The following is a 20949-nucleotide window of genomic DNA, read 5'->3' as shown; positions in this document are numbered from 1 at the left end:
TCAGAGGGCGCCCCGCGTGGACGCCGCCTCGGAAGCGCTCGTCGCCCGACTGCTCGCTGGCGAGCGGCGCGCGCTCGCCAAGGCGATCACGCTTGCCGAATCCACTCGCGCCGATCACCGCGCGCAGGCCGATGCCGTGTTGCAGGCCGTGCTGCCACGCACCGGCAAGGCGCTGCGGCTGGGTATCTCCGGCGTGCCGGGTGTCGGCAAATCCACCTTCATCGAAGCGCTTGGCCTGTGGCTGATCGCGCGTGGCCACCGCATAGCCGTGCTGGCCGTCGACCCGAGTTCCAGCGTGACCGGTGGTTCCATCCTCGGCGACAAGACGCGCATGGAAGGGCTCTCGCAACGCATCGAGGCTTACATCCGGCCGTCACCCTCGTCGGGCAGCCTCGGTGGCGTCGCGGAGCGCACCCGTGAGGCCATGCTGTTGTGCGAGGCCGCCGGTTTTGATGTCGTGATTGTCGAAACCGTGGGCGTCGGCCAGAGTGAGACGACGGTGGCCGGCATGACAGACCTCTTCTGCCTGCTGCAACTGCCCAACGCGGGCGATGATCTGCAGGCGATCAAGAAGGGCGTGATCGAGCTGGCCGACCTTATCGTCATCAACAAGGCGGATATCGATCCGAACGCAGCGGCGCTGGCGCAGGGGCAGATCCGTTCTGCGCTGACGATGCTGCGGCCTCAGAACGCGGCCTGGGCGCCGCCGGTGCTCACGCTTTCAGCCTTGCGTCAGGAAGGTGTCGCATCCTTCTGGGAAACGGTGGAGCGCTATCGCGACACGATGCAGGCGAGCGGCGATTTCGAGGCCAAGCGCCGCAGCCAGGCGGTGGCGTGGATGTGGGCGCTGATCGAAAGCGGGCTCAAGGCGCGTTTCGATGCGCATCCTGCGGTGCGTGCCGCGTTGGGCGCGCTCAGCGAAGCGGTGGAACGTGGGGATACAACGCCGGGCGCAGCCGCTGGGGAGCTGCTGCGTCGGGCTGCGGAGTAAGGGCGGGGCGCCGGCCGCATAGCGGGGCGTCGCGTCGGGGGACGCATCGTTGCAGGCATGGCCGGCGGCGACACGACAATCTGGGGGAACACATGCACGACATCATTCGTCAGCTCGAAGAGAAGCGCGGCGCCGCGCGGCTCGGCGGCGGGCAGAAACGCATCGAGGCGCAACACGCCAAGGGCAAGCTCACCGCGCGCGAGCGCATCGAACTGCTGCTCGACGAAGACAGCTTCGAAGAGTGGGACATGTTCAAGGAACACCGCTGCCACGATTTCGGCATGGCGGAACAAACAGTACCCGGCGATGGTGTCGTCACCGGCTACGGCACCATCAACGGCCGCATGACCTTCGTCTTCTCGCAGGATTTCACCGTGTTCGGCGGCTCACTGTCCGAAGCGCACGCCGAGAAGATCTGCAAGATCATGGACCACGCGATGAAGGTCGGCGCACCGGTGATCGGGCTCAATGATTCGGGCGGCGCGCGTATCCAGGAAGGGGTTGCCTCCCTGGGCGGCTATGCCGAAGTGTTCCAGCGCAATGTGCTGGCCTCCGGCGTGATCCCGCAGATCTCGCTGATCATGGGGCCGTGCGCGGGCGGTGCGGTGTACTCGCCGGCGATGACCGACTTCATCTTCATGGTGAAGGACAGCTCCTACATGTTCGTCACCGGCCCGGATGTCGTGAAGACGGTGACGCATGAAGAGGTGACCGCGGAAGAACTGGGCGGCGCACTGACGCATTCGTCGAAGTCGGGTGTCGCGGATCGCGCCTACGAGAATGATGTCGAGGCGATCTTGATGACGCGGCGGCTGGTCGACTTCCTGCCGGCGAACAACCGCGCCGGCGTGCCGGTTCGCCCGACCACCGACAGCCCGGACCGCATGGACGATTCGCTCGACACCCTGGTGCCGGACAACCCGAACAAGCCCTACGACATGCGCGAGCTGATCATCAAGATCGTCGACGAGGGTGATTTCTTCGAGCTGCAGCCCGAGTACGCGAAGAACATCATGATCGGCTTCGCGCGCATGGAAGGGCGCACCGTTGGCATCGTCGCCAACCAGCCGCTGGTGCTCGCCGGCTGTCTCGACATCAAGAGCTCGATCAAGGCCGCGCGCTTCGTGCGCTTCTGCGACGCCTTCGGCATCCCGGTCGTCACCTTCGTCGATGTGCCGGGTTTCATGCCGGGCACCACGCAGGAATACGGCGGCATCATCAAGCACGGCGCCAAGCTGCTGTACGCCTACGCCGAATGCACCGTACCGAAAGTCACCGTGATCACCCGCAAGGCCTACGGCGGTGCGTACGACGTGATGAGTTCCAAGCACCTACGCGGCGATGTGAACTTCGCTTGGCCGAGTGCCGAGATCGCGGTGATGGGCCCGAAGGGCGCGGTCGAGATCATTTTCCGCGAAGAGAAGGGTGACCCGGCCAAGCTCGCCGCGCGCGAGCAGGAGTACCGCACCAAGTTCGCCAACCCCTTCATCGCGGGGCACCGTGGCTACATCGACGACGTGATCATGCCGCACGAGACGCGCAAGCGGATCTGCCGCTCGCTCGCGATGCTGCGCGACAAGAAGCTCGAGAACCCGTGGCGCAAGCACGGCAACATTCCGCTCTGATTGCGACGGGGAGAACCGAACATGTTTGAAAAGATCCTGATCGCAAACCGCGGAGAGATCGCCTGCCGCGTCATCAAGACCGCCCGCAAGATGGGCATCAAGACCGTCGCGGTGTATTCGGAGGCGGACCGCGATGCGCGCCATGTCGAACTGGCGGACGAGGCGGTGTGCATCGGCCCGGCACCGTCGAAGGAGTCCTACCTCGTCGGTGACAAGATCATCGCCGCGTGCAAGCAGACCGGCGCCCAGGCGGTGCACCCGGGTTACGGCTTCCTGTCAGAGAACGAGGACTTCGCGCGCCGCGCCGAGGAAGAGGGCATCGTCTTCATCGGGCCAAAGCATTACTCGATCGCCGCCATGGGCGACAAGATCGCGTCGAAGAAGCTCGCGCTCGAAGCCAAGGTCAACACCATCCCTGGCTACAACGATGCGATCGACACGCCCGAGCAGGCGGTGAAGATTGCGCAGGGCATCGGCTACCCGGTGATGATCAAGGCCTCAGCCGGCGGTGGCGGCAAGGGCCTGCGGGTCGCGTACAACGACCAGGAAGCGCATGAGGGTTTCGCCTCCTGCCGCAACGAAGCGCGCAATGCCTTCGGCGACGACCGTGTGTTCATCGAGAAATTCGTCGAGGAGCCGCGCCACATCGAGATTCAGGTGCTGGGCGATGCGCACGGCAACACGGTCTATCTGTGGGAGCGCGAGTGCTCGATCCAGCGCCGGCACCAGAAGGTGATCGAAGAGGCGCCCAGTCCCTTCCTCACCGAAGAAGTGCGCCGCGCGATGGGCGAACAGGCAGTGGCGCTTGCCAAGGCGGTGAAGTATCAGTCGGCCGGCACGGTGGAGTTCGTCGTCGGCAAGGACATGAGCTTCTACTTCCTCGAAATGAACACCCGCCTGCAGGTCGAACACCCGGTCACCGAGATGATCACCGGCCTCGATCTGGTCGAGCAGATGCTGCGCGTGGCCGCGGGCGAGAAACTCGCCTTCACGCAGGACGAGATCAAGCGCGACGGCTGGGCGATGGAATGCCGCATCAACGCGGAGAACCCCTTCCGCGGCTACCTGCCCTCCACCGGCCGCCTCGTGACCTACCGTCCCCCGCAAGAGATGCCGGGCATGGTGCGTGTCGATACCGGGGTCTATGAAGGCGGCGAGATCTCGATGTACTACGACTCGATGATCGCCAAGCTGATCACGCACGGCGCGAGCCGCGAGGAAGCGATCAGCCGCATGCGTTCGGCGCTGGACGCTTTCGTGATCCGTGGCGTGTCGAGCAACATTCCGCTGCAGGCGGCGTTGCTGCGTCACCCGCGCTTCCGCTCCGGCAACTTCACGACCGCTTTCATCGCCGAGGAATACCCGAGCGGCTTCACCGGTGCGCCGGCCGAAGACGCGGAGCTGAGCCGCATGGCCGCGGTGGCCGCCGCGCTGTATCGCCGCACCGACATGCGCGAGACGGAAATCTCGGCTCAGCTGCCGGGCCATCCGCGCAAGGTCGGCAGGCAGTACATCGTGCAGATCCGCGACCGCTGCTTCAGTGTCGAGCTGGAAGACATCGAAGGCGGCCAGCGCGTGCGCTGTGGCGATTTGCGCCACACGCTGGTGGGCGACTGGGTTTTCGGCGCACCGCGCTTCGAAGGCTGGATGGACGGCGAGCCGATCGTGGTGCAGGTGCAACGCCACGGCTGGCACTGGAAACTCTTCCACGCCGGCATCAACGTCACCGCACTGGTACTGGCCCCGCGCGCGGCCGAGCTGCTTTCTTTGATGCCGCGCAAAGCCCGGCCCGATCTGTCGAAGTACCTTTTGTCACCCATGCCGGGCTTATTGACCGATCTTGCTGTTTCCGTCGGGCAGGAAGTCAAGGCAGGGGAAAGGCTCGCAGCCATCGAAGCAATGAAAATGGAGAATGTGCTGCGCGCCGAACAGGATTGTGTGGTCGCCGAGGTACTCGCCAAACAGGGCGAGAGCCTGTCAGTGGATCAGCCGATCCTGCGCTTCCGATAAGCGTGCCAAGCGCCACAGCCCGAGCTGCCAAAGAGCGGCCGGGTCACCAAAGGAATCAAGGGGGAGGGGAGCCTGCAGTTGGGCTCCCTCTTTTGGGCGGGGCCGGCCCCTAAGCCGGTCCCCTCTTTTTACTGCAGCGTAGTGGTAGCACCCCCTTCAGGAACGGCCGCCTTCGGGCGGCCGTTCGTATTTCCGGCGGCGCATCGGGAGGCAGCCTCAGTCGGCGGGGCCGGACGGAAGCCCCAATTGGGCGCGAATGCGGCTCAAACCCTGCCGTGATCGCGCAACCAGTTGGCGTGCGAGGCGGCCCTGATGGCTGGCGAGGCGTTCGGCTGCTTGCCCTTCAAGGATCATCGGCCGCAGCGTATTCTCGGCTGTCTCGTGGAAGGCCTGGCCGATGCGTTCGAGTTGCTGCGTGAAGGAGCGTTCCGCCTCTTCAAGCTGCTCGCGCAGCGCCCGCTCGAAGGCCTCGCGCTTGTGCTGCAGCTCCTTGTCCTTGCGGCGTTGCGGATCGCTGAACCACTTCACCAGCCCCGCCACGACCATCGCGCCACCGACCAGCGGTGCGGCAGGTGCCACCAGCGGCAACACCGCGGCGCTGCCGAGCAGGTAGGCCGCCGCGCCGGTGCCGACAATCGACAAGGCGCCGGCGCCCAGCGTCAGCTTCGCCGCGTCGTCCACTACGTTTGCCACCCGCGCGCCAAGCCGCAGCGGCGGAATCAGCCGGGCGTACTGCGCGTGGTGCTGGCGTTCGAGGATCGACACGCGCGTGAGTTGCATGTTTTCCTGGAACAGGCGCAGATCTTCGTACATCAGGCGCAGCGCTTCCTCGCGGCGGCTCACCGCGCGGCTCACGCGGCGCTCGATGTCCTTGCCGAACTGGCTTTGGCCGATGCTCTCCCACACCCTGGCCTGCGTCCAGTCGTCGGTCTTCAGCCGTTCGGAGGCTTCCAGCACGAAGCCGTTGCCGGCGTCGTGCACCAGTTCGTCGATGTCCTCGCGGAAGGTCTGTCGCTCGAAGGCGATGCGCGCTTCGACGACGGCGAGCCGCTGCCCTATCTGGCGGCGCAGTTGTTCGGCTTCCGACGTGAGCGCGCCGGCGGCTTGCCGCAATTCGCCGGCTTGCTCGACCCGCGTGGCGACCTGCGCTTCGAAAGTGTCGATGCGCTGCAGGGCGGTGTTGCAGGCCTGCTCCACCTGCCCGCGCAGCGCTGTGGCATCCAGCCGGCGATCGAGGTAAGCCTCCAGTGGCGCGCGCAGTGCGGTGTCGCCGGTCAGGTGGATGCACTCCTCGGTCAGCGCGACAAGGCCTTCGCGGTCGAGCAGGCGCTTGGAGCCGCGCGTCATGCGGGTCCACAGCGGGGCGTCCTGCTCATTCGGGCTGGAGCCGAGATCGGCCGGCGACAGCGGATGGCCGAGCGCTTCGGCAAAGCGGGTGACGATGTCGCGGCTACGTTCGCCCTGCAGGCGCAACAGCGGCAGCGCGGCATCGAAAGCGGCGGCGCGCAGTGCGGTATCGGTGCGCGCGCTGGCGCGCTGCAGATCGGCGAGCGCCACCGGCAGCGGCTCCGGATGCTCCACGCCGTGCAGCAGCAGGGCGGCGCTCAGCGCCGAGTCGGCGGTGCGCCGCACCAGCTCATCGAGCACCGCGAATTCAGCAAGGCTGACGTCACCGTCCTCCAGCGCCACGGCGCAGATCGCGCGCAGGAAGGCAGACGGAAAGCCCTGATCCGAGCGCAGATGCTCGTCGAGATTGGGCTCCACCATCGGCAGGGCTGGTAGATCGGGGGTCGGGCGTGGGCTCATGCTTTCACTCCGCAGCAGGGGCGACTCGCCGCGGGGCGCCGTGCCGATGCACGACACCCGTGTTCGGCGTCACCAGGACCGAGTGGCGATGATACGCGGCCCGCTCAGCGAGGGCGGCGCATCCGGCCCCCTCGCTGATCGCGGCTCAGGTGCGAGCGAGGGCGTCGAAGGCCGCAACGACTTCGGGCGGCGCCTGTACCAGTTCGATCAGCACCCCTTCGCCGCTGAAGGGCGTGGCTTCGTTACCCTTCGGGTGGATGAAGGTGATGTCGAACCCGGCCGCCCCCTTGCGGATGCCGCCGGGCGTGAAGCGCACGCCTTGCGCACCGAGCCATTCAACGGCGCGCGGCAGATCATCGATCCACAGACCGATGTGATTCAGTTGCGGCTCGTCGACGCGCGGCTTCTTCGCCGGATCGATCGGCTGCATCAGGTCCACTTCGCAGCGTGCCGCGCCCACGCCCATCACGAAGATGTCCTCATCCACGTTTTCGCGTTCGCTGCGAAAGTCGCCGGTCTTCTCAAGGCCGAACAGCGTGCCCCACAGGTGGGCAAGGCGGGATTTGTCGGCGGCACCGATCGCGATCTGCTGGATGCCGAGGACGCGGAATGGACGGCTCATGACGCACTCCTTCGTGACGAAATCCAGTCACTCTAGCGCTGTCGGCTTACACCGGCCCGACACAGCGCAAATGCCTGCGGAAATCGCGTATTGCCGCCGCGCACTGTGCCACGCGAGCATGTATGCATGGATGGCATCCGCCTGCTCGCCCCCGATTTCGCGCTGATCCTGCTTGGCACCGCGCTACGCCGTTTGCCGGGTTTTCCGCAAGCGTTCTGGAGTGGGCTCGAACAGCTGATCTACTTCGTGCTGTTTCCGGCGCTGTTGTTCACCGCGCTGCTGCGCAACCCGATCGAGCCCGGCACCGCGCTGCCGCTGTTTGGCGCCGGGCTCGCTGTAATGGCCTGCGGCATCGTGCTGTCGGTGCTGCTGGCGCAACTGGGCGACCACACGCCGCTGGAGGCCGTTTCGCGCGCGCAGTGCGGCTTTCGCTTCAACACCTACATTGGCCTTGCGGCGGCGACCAGTGCGATGGGGCAAGCGGGGCTGGCGACGATGGGCCTGCTGTGCGGCCTGATGGTGCCGTTCGCGAATGCCGCATCGGTGGTGCTGCTGGCGCGACACGCGCAGACGCGTCTGCTGCCCGAGCTTGCGCGCAACCCGCTGATTCTCGCGACGCTGACGGGCCTTGCCTGCAACCTGCTCGGCTGGCATCTGCCGGCCGCGGCCGATGCGGCGCTGTCGCGCCTTGCGCAGGCCTCGGTGCCGATGGGCTTGCTCGCGGTCGGGGCGGCGCTGCGTTTCAAGGGCACGCGGATCGCCCCACTGCCGGCGGTGGGTGTTCTGGCGGTGAAGCTGCTGGCGCTGCCGGTGGTCGCGTGGTTGGCGGCCGGGGTCTCCGGCCTCAGCGGCACGCCGCGCGCAGTGCTGGTGTTGTGGGCGGGCCTGCCATCTGCGTCGTCGGCCTACATCCTCGCGGTGCGGCTGGGCGGCGACGCCGCAGGCGTGGCGTGGCTGATCTCGGTGTCGACGCTGGTCGCGATGCTGAGCCTGCCGTTATTACTGGCCTTGCTTGCCTAGCAGAACAGCGTCAGCACTCCGGTGTAGCCGTACAGCCGCTCACCCAGCAGTTCGCCTGAAGCGAAGAATCCGGCGAGCGGGATGTTGCCGAAGACGCGCTGGATCGCTTCAACCTCGCTGTCGTCGCGTTCGAACAGCGAACCGCCACGCCCGGTGCAGCTGACGTAGAGCGCGGCCTTCGGTGGTGCCGGGCAGCGCTCGCGCAGCGCCAGCAGCATGGTGTCGAGATCGTGCGTGGCCGAGTCGGCATCGCGACGCACGAAGAACACCTGCTGACCTTCCTCGGCTAGGTCGTCGATCGCCAGCCGCCCGCCGTTCGGGTCGATGCCGATGATGTGGCGCACGGTGTAGTGGCGCGGGTCGTCGTCATCGCACAGCGCCAGTTGTACGCCCCGTGCGGCGCGGCGCAGGTCGTCGCGGTAGAGCGGGCTCACGGCGTCGCGAAACACCGCGACCGAACGGCGACCATCGAGGCGGCCGATCAGGTTGTCTTCTACTTCGGTGGCAACGCGGGCGGGCCCGAGCTGGCGGCAGCCCTGCGAAAGCTCGCCGAGGATGCCGACGCGGCGGTCGAAGGCGACGCCGCAGAGCCCGCCGGTGAAAGCAGCATCGGCGATCAGCAGGTTGCCGTCGCGCCCGCTCGCCATGCCGCCCGAGAGGTGCAGACCACTGAGCTTGCCAGCCATGTCGCGCACCAGATCGGGCATGTCGGGCGTCGCTGGGTCGGCATGCACGATCGCAGCATGCGCCGCGAACTCGCGTGCATTGGGCAGTGGCGTACGGCCAGAGAAGACGCGGAAGCTGTCGGCTGGCAGTTGTGCGACCAGCAGGCTGATGCCCGGTGCGTCGAGCTGCGCACCCTCGCGGCCGATCAGCCCCAGCGCGCTGGCACCGACCCAGTGGGTGATGCCAGTGCGCGCCTGCAGCGCTTGCAGGATCGCATTGATCTCACCATTGAAATGGTCCGACCAGTAGCAGAAGCCGAGATTGGCGCCGGCCGGCAGTGCAAGGCGCTCAAGGCAGGTGTCGAGCGCGAGGTGCCAGTCCGCCGCCAGCGCGAAGCCGCTGGCGAAGCGGCTTGCCAGATCGCTCATTGCTTGTCCGCGGACTTGCGGGCGCGGCCCTTGCGCGGCGGCTCGGCGGCTTGTGCTTCGGGCGCGGCCTCGGCGGGTTTCGCGGCTTGCACCAGATTCCAGGGCCACAGCGTTGCCGGGTTGAAGGGGTTGGCGGGGGCCTCGCCGCTGGCGGGCGCCGCGGCTTCCTCATTGCGTGCGCTGGCGGCTGCGGCCGCCGCGCGGGCGCTTTCGCCCATCGCCTGCATGGCTGCAAGCGTGGCGCGCTGCACTTCCAGCCCCTGGATCGTGGTCTGCAGCATGTTCAGGTTCATCTTGAGCCAGCCTTCCACCGCCTTCAGGTCGGTGATGCGCTTCTCAAGTTCGCCCACGTCCAGCGTTGGCGCGACCATGCCGGGCAGGGCAAAGCCCATCTGGCCCCACAGGTTCTTCATGAACTCCAGCGGATCCTGCATCGTGTGTTCGCCGCTCATTGCGCGCTCCGGTGTCGTACGGGTTAGCGTTCGATCATAGCCTAGCGGGCGGCACGCCGCCGCGCGTCAGTCCTGCTCGTTGAGCTCGCTCGCAAGTGCCGCGCGCTCCAGTGCGTCGGCCACGTCGTCGTGCGGATCCTCGAAGATCGCCAGCACCTGCTTGGCAAATGCCCGTGCGCTGTTGTTGAGCTGCGCCGGCAGGTCTTCCGGCACCCGCTCCTGCAACAAGAGCTTGGACGAGGATAGGGCAAAGAACGGGGGGAGGATGCGTTCGCGAAACTCCAGCGGCAGGGTGTCGATCAAGCGCGTTGCGGCGTCGAGCTGGAAGCGGTTGCGCGGCCACTGCGAAGGCAGCGCCCAGGCCTTCGGCAAGAGGTCGAGATCGCGCATCACGGTGCGCAGATCCTCGGCCGAATCGCGGAAGGGCAGCAACACCACATCCGACATCTGGTACAGCAGGATGTCCGTCTCGGTGCGGTTGGCGCCGCCATCCAGCACGCCGATCCAGCTTTTCAGGTCGCGCAGCTTCTCGACCACCTTGTTGCGCGCAACCGGCGAGCGCGCATCGGCCACCACATAGCGGCGCCCCTGCGGTGACAGCGGCTCGCGATCCTCGTCCGTCATCACGCAGGCCGAGCGCCGGCCCAGCAAGGTGAGGCCGTGGCTGAGCGTGTGGGATAGCGTGGTCTTTCCGGTACCGCCCTTGTTGCCGATGATGCAGATGATTTCTGCCATGGTGTTCAGGTCTCCGGGCCGCCGTGCCAAGTGCTCAGCGGGCTGTGTGCTGGGTCGGATCGCGAGAGTGCCTGCCCTGCCGGGTTGGCCAGATTGGCCGTCGGCGGGGAGCGTCTTCCTCTTTAACGGCACCAAGGGTGTAACAGTAAAGCCGAGTTTTTCGCCGGTCATCCACTTGCAGGATGCCGCTGTATTCGACATCGGGCACGGCGAAGGAGTTGCTGATCAGCACGCTGCCGGGCCGCATCTCGGTGCGCGCCTTTTCCCATACATCGGCCATTGGTACCGGCGATAGGAAGGCATACACCACGTCGTAGCCCGACCAGTCGGCGGCGAAGAAATCGCCGCGCACGAGGCGGGCGTTCGGCGAGCGTCGGGCAAGCCAGCTGGCGAGCGCTGCGGGGCCCGGTGCAGCCTCGATGCCGTCCACCTGCGATTCGGGGCGCAGGCGTGCGAACGCGCGTACGAAACTGCCCGTGCCGCTGCCGATGTCCAGCACGCGCAGCGGGCCAGCGGGCAGCGCTTCAGCCAGCGCGGTGACTGTGCGGCGGTTGGAGAGGAACAGCGGCACCTGGGTACGGAAGGTGGTCCAGTAGATCAGCGCCAGCAAGCCGAAGGCCACGGCCCAGACCCAGCGCGGCAGCCCCAGCCCGCTGGCGAGCAGCACCGCCGGCAGGAAGACCAGATGCAGCGGCAGCCACCAGCGGTCTGCCCGCATCAGCGCTGCGGTAAGGGCTGCGAAGACGCCCTGTAAGCAGGCCAGCGCGAACAGCGAGAAACCGAACAGCACACCCGTCTTGGCGAACAGTGCCACGCAGCAGGCGCCGATCAGCTGGGCGACGAGGGCACGTGTGGCAGGGAAGGCTGGGCTTGGCATGGCCGCATGGTTCCCGAACTTGGCGCTGCGAGGCAAGTGGCGCGAGTCGTGAGGCGCGCCGCGCTGACCTTAACTGACCGCCTTGTGCGACTCGTCGTCACCGGCCAGATGCGTACGATTGCGGCCCGCGGCTTTGGCCCGATACAAGGCCGCGTCGGCGCGCCGCAGCCAGGCGGCGGCATCGTCGTCCTGTACGCGGAAGTCCGCGGCGCCGATGCTGACCGTGAAGCGGATCGGGCCGGCAGCGCTACGCAATTCCGACTGCGCGATGCGCAGCCGGATCCGTTCGGCGAGGAATTCGGCGCCGGCTGCATCGGTGGCGGGCAGGATCACGATGAACTCCTCGCCACCGAAGCGGCCGATCGAGTCGGCGCCGCGCGTCGATTCCCGCATGGCTGCAGCGACGCTGCGGATCACCGCGTCGCCGAGGGCGTGCCCGTAGCAGTCGTTGATCTGCTTGAAGTGGTCGATGTCGAGGATCAGCAGGCTACAGGGCTGTTCGCCGAAACGCTTGGCGCGCTGCCAGGCTTCTTGTAGCAGGGCGTCGATCGTGGCGCGGTTGTAAAGCCCGGTCAGCCCGTCGGTGCGGCTGAGCACTGCGAGTTCGCTGTTGGCCTGTTCCAGGCGGGCGACGAGGCGGTCGGTCTCGTCCATCCAGCGCACGAAGACTTTGTAGCCGAACAGGCCGACGAACACCACGATCAGCGCGAAGACCCAGAAGAACACCCAGGTGGTCGACAGCATCACCTGTGCGGCGGCAGGCAACAGTGCAAGTTCGCCACTGCGCAGGGTCTCGTCCACCCTGCTGGCGCCCATGCGCAGGCTCAGGAAGCCATACCCGACCACCCCGGCCACCACCGCCAGCGTCAGGCGCAGCGCAAGGCGGCGCGGATCGGCGGACTCACGCTGGCATAGCGCCGGCCGACGCTGCTGCCAGCGCTCGATCGCGGGCCAAGCGAGCGCCATCAGCGGTGCGGCGATCAACACGCCCTGCAGGAAAGCGCCGAGCCACCAGCCCTGCCAGATCGGCAGTTGGCCGATCGTGTCGATCTGGTTCGTGTAGCACCAGATCAGCGCGCCAGCCGAACTGAACACGCCGGCTACGAAGCACATCTGCACATAGAACAGCCAGGATCGCAGCGAGCGCAGGCCGCGTGACAGGCCCATCGCGCGGTAGCCGAGACTCAATACCGCAAAGCCGAGCGGGTTTGCCCACGCGAACAGCAGCGCCCAGTGCGGGGGCATGCCGGCGTAGAGCGCCAGCACCAGCGTCGCGAGATAGGCGGGCAGCGCGCCCCACCACCAGCCGAAGCACAGCGTCCACAGCTGGCAGATCACCAGCGGCGGATAAATCGTGATGAACACCTTCACGCCGCCGAACAGCAGAGGGATGCCGGACCAGCCCCACGCGACCGTGGCGAGGCCGAAGCCGACGCTGGCGAGGATGGATGTGAGCCAGGCGTCGAAGATCAGGCCGCGCTCACGCGGCGTGCCGCTGCGCCACAGCGCCCGCATCGACACGGTGCCGATTCGGGCGACCTCGTGGCGCGGGGTGTCGTGCGCAGTCGGGCTGGCGGGCGTCGTCGGCAAGGGCGTCATCGGCACGGGCGTGTTGGGCGAACGGGCGCGAGGCCGACGGATGCCGGCTCGACGCGGCAGTGGGTGGCGGCGTACAACCGGCACGCCGCCACCTGTTTGCGATCTTATCGCCGAACCGCGTCACGCAACATGCTTCGCGCCGTAACGCATCGCATAGCCGGAAGCCAGTACCAATGCAGCGGGGGCCAGCCCCCCGCATTGATCAGGCCGCTTCGACCGACTTGAGCGCTGGCCGCCCGCCAGTCTCCGACTGGCTCCAGCGCAACCAAAGCGCCTTGCGCTCGCGTTCGGCCTCCGCACGGTTGCGATCCTTCACATAGCCGAAGCCGCGGATCTGCTCGGGCAGCCCGGCGATCTGCAGCGCCAGTTCGAGCTTCTCCGCGCTGAGCTGGCTCGCCAGCCGTGCAAGGTCGGCCTCGTACTCGCGGATCAGGGCACGCTCCAACCGGCGCTCATGGGTGTAGCCGAACACATCGAAGCGGCCGCCGCGCAACGTCTTCAGTTTGGCAAGGAAGCGGAAGGCGGTCAGCACCCAGTCGCCGTACTCGATCTTGCGGATCTTGCCGGTCACCGGATCGGGCTTGGCCCACAGCGGTGGCGCCAGATGCAGCTTGACGCGATAGTCGCCGTCGAAGGTCTCTGATACGCGTTCGAGGAAGGCGGGGTCGGTGTAGAGCCGCGCGACCTCGTACTCGTCCTTGTAGCTCATCAGCTTCGCGAGGTTGCGCGCCACCGCTTCGGTCAGCCGTGTGCCGCCGATCGCCGACTCGGCGCGCCGCACCGCTTCGACCTGGCTGCGGTAACGCTCGGCCCAGGCGGCGTCCTGGTAGGCGGTAAGGTGCGCGATGCGCGAGGCGATCAGTTCGTCGAGCGTCTGCGAGGGCTTGAGCGGGATCACCGGCGCCGGCGAGGCGATGCGTTCGACCGCTGCGCGGTCATGCGCGGCGCGGCGGCCCCAGGCCAGCGCGGCCTTGTTCATCTCCACCGCCACTCCGTTCATCTCGATCGCGCGCAACAGCGCCGCTTCCGACACCGGCACCAGCCCGCGCTGCCAGGCGTAGCCGAGCAGGAAAAGGTTGGTCGCGATCGCATCGCCCATCAGCGCAGTGGCAAGCTTCTGCGCGTCGAGGAAGTCGACCGCCGCGGGGCCGACGGCGTCGGTGATCGCGCCCTGCATCTTGTCGAGCGGGAACTGCCAGTCCGGGTTGTGCGCGAATTCCGAGGTCGGTGCCTCGGCGCAGTTCACGACCGCGCGGGTCTTGCCCAGTGCCATCTTCGCCAGCGCCTCGTTCGAGGCCGACACGATCACGTCGCCGCCGATCACTGCATCTGCCTCGCCGGCGGCGACCCGCACCGCATGCAGATCCTCCGGCCGGTTGGCGATGCGCACATGCGAATACACCGAGCCGCCCTTCTGCGCGAGGCCGGTCATGTCGAGCACGGTGACGCCCTTGCCGTCGATGTGCGCGGCCATGCCGATCAGCGCGCCGATCGTCACGACGCCGGTGCCGCCGACGCCGGTGATCAGGATGCCGAAGGGGCGATCCGTGGTGGGCAGTTGTGGCGCCGGCAGCACGAAGCCGTCGCTGATCGCCCCACTCAGTGCGCGGCCCTTGCGCACCTTGCCGCCTTCGATGGTCACGAAGCTCGGGCAGAAGCCGTTGAGGCAGGAGTAGTCCTTGTTGCAGGCCGACTGGTCAATCGCACGCTTGCGGCCGAACTCGGTCTCGACCGGCACGATCGCCATGCAGTTCGACTGCACGCCGCAGTCGCCGCAGCCTTCGCAGACCGCCTCGTTGATGAAGGCGCGCCGGGCCGGGTCGGGGAACTTGCCGCGCTTCCTGCGGCGGCGCTTCTCGGCGGCGCAGGTCTGGTCGTAGATGATCGCCGACACGCCCGGCAGCTCGCGGAACTCGCGCTGGATCGCATCCATCTCGTCGCGATGCCGTACCGGCACATGGTTGAGATCCGACGGGCCGTAGGCGCGCTCGGTGCCATCGGTGACGACGACGAGGTTGTGCACGCCTTCGGCTTTCAACTGCGCGAGGATCATCGGCACCGTCAGCGGGCCGTCGACCGGCTGGCCACCCGTCATCGCGACCGCATCGTTGTAGAGGATCTTGTAGGTGATCCCCGGCGCCTTCTCGTTGCCGAGGGCCGCGCGCTGCAGCGCCGCGACCGACTGCCGCACCGCCAGCAGGCCGGAGTGGAAGTAGGTGCCATCGCCGAGGTTCGCGAACACATGGCGGGTATTCGTGAAGGGCGCCTGGCCGACCCAGGTCACGCCTTCTCCGCCCATGTGCGTGAAGGTGGTCGTGTTGCGCCCGTGCATCCAGGTGACCATGTAGTGGCAGCCGATGCCGCCAACGGCGCGCGAACCCTCCGGCACCTTGGTCGAGGTGTTGTGCGGGCAGCCGGGGCAGAAGGTCGGCACGCGATCGATCGAGAACACCTTCTTCGCGAGCGCCTGTTCCTTCGCTTCAAGGAAAGCGAGGCGTGCCTTCATGCGATCCGAAGTGTGGAAGCGCGCGATGCGGCTGGCGATCGCGCGGGCGATCATCGCCGGCGTCAGCTCACCGGCTGCCGGCAGCAGCCAGTCGCCATGCCACGCCTTGCCCTGGCCGCCCACCTCGAAGGACCACTCGCCTTTCTCGTCGAACTTGCCGATCACGCGCGGACGCACGTCTTCCCGCCAGTTGTAGAGCTCTTCCTTGAGTTGGTATTCGAGCAGCTGGCGCTTTTCTTCGACGACGAGGATCTCGTCCAGCCCTTCGGCGAACTGCCGCACGCCTTCGGACTCCAGCGGCCAGACCATGCCGACCTTGTAGAGCCGGATACCGATTTCGGCTGCGAGCCGCTCGTCGATGCCCAGGTCGTCCAAAGCCTGGCGCACATCGAGGTAGGCCTTGCCCGAAGTGATGATGCCCAGGCGCGGTGTCGGCGAGTCGATGATGATGCGGTTGAGGCCGTTCACCCGGCAGTACGCCAGCGCGGCGTAGAGCTTGTAGTGCAGCAGGCGTTTTTCCTGCACCAAAGGTGGGTCGGGCCAGCGGATGTTCAGCCCGTCCGGCGGCAGCTGGAAGTCGGTCGGGAGCCTCACCTCGACGCGGTGCGGATCGATGTCGACGGAAGCCGAGGTCTCGACCGTGTCGGCCAGCGCCTTGAACGCCACCCAGCAGCCGGAGTAGCGCGACAGCGCCCAGCCATGCACGCCGAAGTCCAGATACTCCTGCACGCCGGCCGGTGCGAGCACCGGCATCATCATCGACTTGAAGAAGTGGTCGGTCTGGTGCGGCAGCGTCGAGGACTTCGCCGCGTGGTCGTCACCGGCGATCACCAGCACGCCACCCTTCGGGCTGGTGCCGGCGGCGTTGGCGTGGCGGAACACGTCGCCCGAGCGGTCCACGCCCGGCCCCTTGCCGTACCACATCGAAAACACACCGTCGAACTTCGCGCCGGGGTAGAGATTGACTTGCTGGGTGCCCCACACGGCGGTGGCCGCGAGGTCTTCGTTGACGCCGGGCTGGAAGACGATCTCGTGTGATTTGAGATGATCCTTGGCTTTCCACAGCGTTTGATCCAGGCCGCCGAGTGGCGACCCGCGGTACCCAGAAACGAAGCCCGCCGTGTTCAGGCCTGCCGCCTGGTCGCGTTCCTTCTGGATCATCAGCAGGCGCACCAGCGCCTGATAGCCGGTCATGAACACCCGGCCCGATGCGATCTCGTACTTGTCATCCATGCTCACCGCGCGTGCGGCGGCCTGGGCGGATGAAACTTCCGCCATGGGGCGTCTCCTTTACAAAAATCGTGTTTTTGCTCTGCCCGGCAAAACCCGTCTTTTGGATGGGGTGCCATGCGCTCGTGTCGAAACTCTCGACGCCAGGCGTGGATTGTCACGGCGAGTGCGCAACGCTGCGCCGCCGCAATGTCAGTCCTGAGACAGTTTGGGAATTCGCCTCGATGGAGGTCGTCAATGCACTATAGAAAGCAGGGCACCGAGCGCCAATCCGCGCGTCGGACTGAAGCCCCTTGCTGCCTATTTTTCGTCTTTTTCAAAATTCGGGTTGACAGGGTGTCACTGTCTCTCTAAAGTAGCTGGCTTCGCACAGGGAGGGGTTCCCGAGCGGTCAAAGGGATCAGACTGTAAATCTGACGGCTCTGCCTTCGAAGGTTCGAATCCTTCCCCCTCCACCAAGTATTTCGGCCTTGTTGCGGTAGTAGGTGACAAGGCGGGCGGCGAAAGTCGTCGGCCTGCGGGTGTAGCTCAATGGTAGAGCAGAAGCCTTCCAAGCTTACGACGAGGGTTCGATTCCCTTCACCCGCTCCAAGTTATTGCAGTGCCCTTGTAGCTCAGTGGTAGAGCACTCCCTTGGTAAGGGAGAGGCCACGTGTTCAATCCACGTCAAGGGCACCATTCGTTTCTGTTGGCCCGGTGCAGGGAGTTGTCCTCGCCCCGGGTTTTTATTACGACATCTGGGGTAGTGACATGGCCAAGGAAAAATTCGAGCGGACGAAGCCGCACGTGAACGTCGGGACCATCGGTCACGTTGACCATGGCAAGACCACGCTGACCGCAGCAATCACGACCGTGCTGGCAGCCAAGTTTGGTGGCGCAGCGAAGGCGTACGACCAGATCGACGCCGCGCCGGAAGAAAAGGCGCGCGGCATCACGATCAACACCGCGCACGTTGAGTACGAGACGGCTAACCGTCACTACGCGCACGTTGACTGCCCGGGTCACGCCGACTACGTCAAGAACATGATCACCGGTGCCGCCCAGATGGACGGTGCGATCCTGGTCTGCTCGGCCGCTGACGGCCCGATGCCGCAAACGCGTGAGCACATCCTGCTCGCCCGTCAGGTTGGTGTGCCGTACATCATCGTCTTCCTGAACAAGTGCGACATGGTCGACGACGCCGAGCTGCTCGAGCTCGTCGAAATGGAAGTGCGCGAGCTGCTCTCCAAGTACGAATTCCCTGGCGACGATGTGCCCATCGTCAAGGGTTCGGCACTGAAGGCCCTCGAAGGCGACAAGGGCGAGCTCGGCGAAGGCGCCATCATGGCCCTGGCTGACGCACTCGACTCCTACATCCCGACGCCGGAACGCGCGATCGACAAGCCCTTCCTGCTGCCGATCGAAGACGTCTTCTCGATCTCGGGTCGCGGCACCGTGGTGACTGGTCGCGTTGAGCGTGGTGTCGTCAAGGTCGGCGAAGAAATCGAAATCGTCGGTATCAAGCCGACGGTCAAGACCATCTGTACTGGCGTCGAAATGTTCCGCAAGCTGCTCGACCAAGGTCAAGCGGGCGACAACGTCGGCGTGCTGCTGCGTGGCACCAAGCGTGAAGACGTCGAGCGTGGCCAAGTGCTGGCCAAGCCGGGTTCGATCACGCCGCACACCCACTTCACCGGCGAAGTGTACGTGCTGTCGAAGGACGAAGGTGGTCGTCACACCCCGTTCTTCAACAACTACCGCCCGCAGTTCTACTTCCGTACCACCGACGTGACCGGTTCGATCGCGCTGCCGGAAGGCACCGAGATGGTCATGCCGGGCGACAACGTCTCGATCACCGTCAAGCTGATCGCCCCGATCGCCATGGAAGAAGGTCTGCGCTTCGCAATCCGCGAAGGTGGCCGTACCGTTGGTGCGGGCGTCGTCGCCAAGATCATCGAGTAATTGTTGTTTCCGAGTGGGCGTCCGATGAAAGTCGGGCGCCTGCGACAAGCTCTGGTCTTCGCCGGAGCTTTGTAGTCTCTGCTGCAGGGGTATAGCTCAATTGGCAGAGCGTCGGTCTCCAAAACCGAAGGTTGGGGGTTCGATTCCCTCTGCCCCTGCCACAACGCATAGCGGGTAATTTCCACCCATGGCCGACAAAATCAAGTTTGCGCTGGCGCTGCTGCTCGTGGCTGCCGGCGTGGCTGGCTTCTATCTACTTTCTGCGCAGCCGACGGTGGTCCGTGTGCTGGCGGTGCTCGCTGGCGTGGCCGCGGGTGTTGCGGTGGCTTGGGTGACCGAGCCTGGCCGCCAATTTGCCGTGTTCGCGTCCGACGCGGTAACGGAAGTCAAGAAGGTCGTCTGGCCGACTCGCAAGGAAACGCTTCAGACGACCGGCATCGTGTTTGCCTTCGTTGTCGTGATGGCGATCTTTCTGTGGGTTGCGGACAAGTCGCTCGAGTGGGCGCTGTATGACCTGATCCTCGGCTGGAGGCATTCATGAGCATGCGCTGGTACGTGGTTCACGCCTATTCCGGCTTTGAGAAGTCGGTGCAGCGTGCGCTGGTCGAGCGCATCGCACGCGCCGGCATGCAGGACAAGTTCGGCCAGATCCTGGTACCGGTCGAGGAAGTCGTCGAAATGCGTAACGGTCAGAAGGTTACGACCGAGCGCAAGTTCTTCCCCGGCTACGTGCTGGTGGAAATGGACATGGATGACGAGTCCTGGCACTTGGTGAAGAGCACGCCGAAGGTGACGGGCTTCATCGGTGGTACGGCCAACAAGCCGACGCCGATCACGCAGAAGGAAGTCGACAAAATCCTGCAGCAGGTGCAGGAGGGGGTCGAGAAGCCGAAGCCCAAGGTGTTGTTCGAAATCGGCGAGATGGTTCGCGTCAAGGAAGGCCCGTTTGCGGACTTCAACGGCAACGTCGAGTCGGTGAACTACGAGAAGAGCCGACTCAACGTGTCGGTAACGATTTTCGGGCGCGCGACGCCTGTCGAATTGAGTTTCGGCGAAGTCGAAAAGGTTTAAGTCGTACCGGCCCGCCTTGTGCGGGCCTTGCCACGTCGTGCGAGCGACGTGGCGTTGAGGAGCGCAAGTAGGTCCGCCGAACGCGCGCTTTCACTCATCAATCAGGAGCCATCATGGCAAAGAAAATCATCGGCTACATCAAGCTGCAGGTGCCGGCCGGCAAGGCGAACCCGTCGCCCCCAATCGGCCCGGCGCTCGGTCAGCGTGGCCTGAACATCATGGAATTCTGCAAGGCCTTCAATGCCAAGACGCAAGGCATGGAAGTCGGTCTGCCGATTCCGGTGGTGATCACCGCCTTCGCAGACAAGTCCTTCACCTTCATCATGAAGACGCCGCCCGCGACGATCCTCATCAAGAAGGCTGCTGGTCTGCAGAAGGGCTCGCCGAAGCCCCATACCGACAAGGTCGGCAAGATCACCCGCGCTCAGTGCGAAGAGATCGCCAAAGCCAAGCTGGTCGATCTGACCGCTGGCGACCTGGAAGCCGCTGTCCGTACCATCGCTGGCTCCGCGCGCAGCATGGGCATCACCGTGGAGGGTCTCTGAGATGGCTAAGCAATCCAAGCGTCTGCAGGCTCTGCGCTCGAAGATCGATCGCAACCGTGTCTACACCGTTGCCGAAGCGCTCACGCTGGTGAAGGAAACCTCGACCGCGAAGTTCGATGAGTCGGTCGACGTGGCGGTCAACCTCGGCGTTGATGCGAAGAAGTCGGACCAGCTGGTTCGTGGTTCGGTGGTGCTGCCTGCCGGTACCGGCAAGTCGGTGCGTGTGGCGGTGTTCGCACAAGGAGCGAAAGCTGAAGAGGCGAAGGCCGCTGGCGCCGATGTCGTCGGTTTCGACGACCTGGCCGAACAGGTCAAGGGTGGCACGATCGATTTCGATCTGTGTATCGCTACGCCTGACGCGATGCGTGTCGTCGGTGCGCTGGGTCAGATCCTCGGCCCGCGCGGCCTGATGCCGAACCCGAAGGTCGGCACCGTGACGATGGATGTCACGACCGCCGTGAAGAACGCCAAGGCAGGTCAGGTTCAGTACCGTACCGACAAGGCCGGCATTATTCACGCGACGATCGGCCGTGCCTCGTTCACGGTTGAAGCGCTGCAGCAAAACCTTGGCGCGCTGCTGGATGCGCTGGTCAAGGCGAAGCCGGCTGCCGTGAAGGGTCAGTACATCCGCAAAATGGCGGTTTCGAGCACGATGGGTGGCGGCGTCCGCGTCGAACCCACCAGCGTCTCCGCCTGATGTGGTGCGGTGGCGTAGCGCCACCGCAATGGCAAAAACTTTGGGCCAAGCCACCTTCGGGAGGCTTGGATCGTCAAAGACCGCGGGTGCTTGAGGTTTCGGCCGAGAGCTTAATCGTGCAAACAACC

17 protein-coding genes and 4 tRNA genes are annotated in these 20949 nt (G+C 65.7%); 13 read left to right on the top strand and 8 right to left on the bottom strand.

The window, feature by feature from the left end:
* Nucleotides 1–16 precede the first annotated feature (16 nt).
* The 3 genes from meaB (at nt 17) to accC (ending at nt 4626) form a co-directional block, all read left to right on the top strand.
* The gene (meaB, locus tag ACE3P0_RS18385) at nt 17–991 is read left to right on the top strand and encodes a methylmalonyl Co-A mutase-associated GTPase MeaB (protein WP_374404219.1); all 975 of its coding nucleotides are present in this window, start codon (nt 17–19) and stop codon (nt 989–991) included.
* A 92-nt stretch (nt 992–1083) separates the two neighbouring features.
* A complete protein-coding gene (locus ACE3P0_RS18380; RefSeq protein WP_374404218.1) occupies nt 1084–2616 on the top strand; it encodes an acyl-CoA carboxylase subunit beta in 1533 nt (510 codons plus the stop codon).
* A 21-nt stretch (nt 2617–2637) separates the two neighbouring features.
* A complete protein-coding gene (gene accC / locus ACE3P0_RS18375) occupies nt 2638–4626 on the top strand; it encodes an acetyl-CoA carboxylase biotin carboxylase subunit (RefSeq protein ID WP_374404217.1) in 1989 nt (662 codons plus the stop codon).
* Between the two features lie 216 nt (nt 4627–4842).
* Here accC and ACE3P0_RS18370 read toward each other — a convergent pair whose 3' ends face one another.
* Together ACE3P0_RS18370 and ACE3P0_RS18365 are read right to left on the bottom strand one after the other, a co-directional pair.
* Nucleotides 4843–6432, bottom strand: a complete 1590-nt coding sequence (locus tag ACE3P0_RS18370; protein ID WP_374404216.1) for a hypothetical protein — start codon at nt 6430–6432, stop codon at nt 4843–4845.
* 145 nt (nt 6433–6577) lie between these two features.
* Complete coding sequence (locus tag ACE3P0_RS18365) at nt 6578–7054, bottom strand: VOC family protein (RefSeq protein WP_374404214.1); 477 nt, start codon at nt 7052–7054, stop codon at nt 6578–6580.
* 126 nt (nt 7055–7180) lie between these two features.
* Between ACE3P0_RS18365 and ACE3P0_RS18360 the strand changes: the two genes are divergently transcribed.
* Complete coding sequence (locus ACE3P0_RS18360) at nt 7181–8074, top strand: AEC family transporter (protein WP_374404213.1); 894 nt, start codon at nt 7181–7183, stop codon at nt 8072–8074.
* Here ACE3P0_RS18360 and ACE3P0_RS18355 read toward each other — a convergent pair.
* The 6 genes from ACE3P0_RS18355 to ACE3P0_RS18330 all read right to left on the bottom strand — a co-directional run bounded on the left by ACE3P0_RS18355 (nt 8071) and on the right by ACE3P0_RS18330 (nt 16615).
* Nucleotides 8071–9168, bottom strand: a complete 1098-nt coding sequence (locus tag ACE3P0_RS18355; RefSeq protein ID WP_374404212.1) for an FIST N-terminal domain-containing protein — start codon at nt 9166–9168, stop codon at nt 8071–8073. The two genes, ACE3P0_RS18360 and ACE3P0_RS18355, sit on opposite strands and share 4 nt — an antisense overlap.
* Nucleotides 9165–9620: a PhaM family polyhydroxyalkanoate granule multifunctional regulatory protein gene (locus ACE3P0_RS18350; protein WP_374404210.1), complete on the bottom strand. Its 456-nt coding sequence runs from the start codon at nt 9618–9620 to the stop codon at nt 9165–9167. Before ACE3P0_RS18350 ends, ACE3P0_RS18355 begins: the two co-directional genes overlap by 4 nt.
* Before the next feature lie 66 nt (nt 9621–9686).
* Nucleotides 9687–10355 (bottom strand): hypothetical protein, encoded by a 669-nt coding sequence (locus ACE3P0_RS18345; protein WP_374404209.1) that lies wholly within the window; start codon nt 10353–10355, stop codon nt 9687–9689.
* 34 nt (nt 10356–10389) lie between these two features.
* Nucleotides 10390–11232 carry a trans-aconitate 2-methyltransferase gene (locus tag ACE3P0_RS18340; RefSeq protein ID WP_374404208.1) on the bottom strand — a complete coding sequence of 281 codons (843 nt, stop codon included), beginning with the start codon at nt 11230–11232 and terminating at the stop codon, nt 10390–10392.
* Between the two features lie 69 nt (nt 11233–11301).
* Entirely contained in the window at nt 11302–12831 is a 1530-nt protein-coding gene (locus ACE3P0_RS18335) for a diguanylate cyclase (RefSeq protein WP_374404207.1), read from the bottom strand.
* Between the two features lie 202 nt (nt 12832–13033).
* On the bottom strand, nt 13034–16615 hold the full coding sequence (locus ACE3P0_RS18330) for an indolepyruvate ferredoxin oxidoreductase family protein (RefSeq protein ID WP_374404206.1): 3582 nt from the start codon (nt 16613–16615) through the stop codon (nt 13034–13036).
* 325 nt (nt 16616–16940) lie between these two features.
* On the opposite strand from ACE3P0_RS18330, the gene ACE3P0_RS18325 reads away from it, so the two are divergent.
* The 9 genes from ACE3P0_RS18325 to rplA all read left to right on the top strand — a co-directional run bounded on the left by ACE3P0_RS18325 (nt 16941) and on the right by rplA (nt 20821).
* Nucleotides 16941–17025 (top strand) — tRNA-Tyr (locus ACE3P0_RS18325).
* A gap of 59 nt (nt 17026–17084) precedes the next feature.
* Nucleotides 17085–17158 (top strand) — tRNA-Gly (locus ACE3P0_RS18320).
* A 12-nt stretch (nt 17159–17170) separates the two neighbouring features.
* Nucleotides 17171–17245, top strand: a tRNA-Thr gene (locus tag ACE3P0_RS18315).
* A gap of 72 nt (nt 17246–17317) precedes the next feature.
* Complete coding sequence (gene tuf / locus ACE3P0_RS18310) at nt 17318–18508, top strand: elongation factor Tu (RefSeq protein WP_206255063.1); 1191 nt, start codon at nt 17318–17320, stop codon at nt 18506–18508.
* 85 nt (nt 18509–18593) lie between these two features.
* Nucleotides 18594–18669 (top strand) — tRNA-Trp (locus ACE3P0_RS18305).
* 26 nt (nt 18670–18695) lie between these two features.
* Nucleotides 18696–19049, top strand: coding sequence for a preprotein translocase subunit SecE (gene secE, locus ACE3P0_RS18300; RefSeq protein WP_374404205.1), 354 nt, complete (start codon nt 18696–18698; stop codon nt 19047–19049).
* Nucleotides 19046–19579, top strand: coding sequence for a transcription termination/antitermination protein NusG (nusG, locus tag ACE3P0_RS18295; protein ID WP_172205319.1), 534 nt, complete (start codon nt 19046–19048; stop codon nt 19577–19579). Before secE ends, nusG begins: the two co-directional genes overlap by 4 nt.
* 113 nt (nt 19580–19692) lie before the next feature.
* Entirely contained in the window at nt 19693–20124 is a 432-nt protein-coding gene (gene rplK / locus ACE3P0_RS18290; RefSeq protein ID WP_374404204.1) for a 50S ribosomal protein L11, read from the top strand.
* Between the two features lies 1 nt (nt 20125).
* The gene (rplA, locus tag ACE3P0_RS18285) at nt 20126–20821 is read left to right on the top strand and encodes a 50S ribosomal protein L1 (protein ID WP_374404202.1); all 696 of its coding nucleotides are present in this window, start codon (nt 20126–20128) and stop codon (nt 20819–20821) included.
* Nucleotides 20822–20949: the final 128 nt, after the last annotated feature.

The organism is Niveibacterium sp. (assembly GCF_041909475.1).
Taxonomy (GTDB): Bacteria; Pseudomonadota; Gammaproteobacteria; order Burkholderiales; family Rhodocyclaceae; genus Niveibacterium.
Note: the sequence above shows the minus strand (reverse complement) of the source record. Positions and strands in the feature narration are given on the sequence as shown.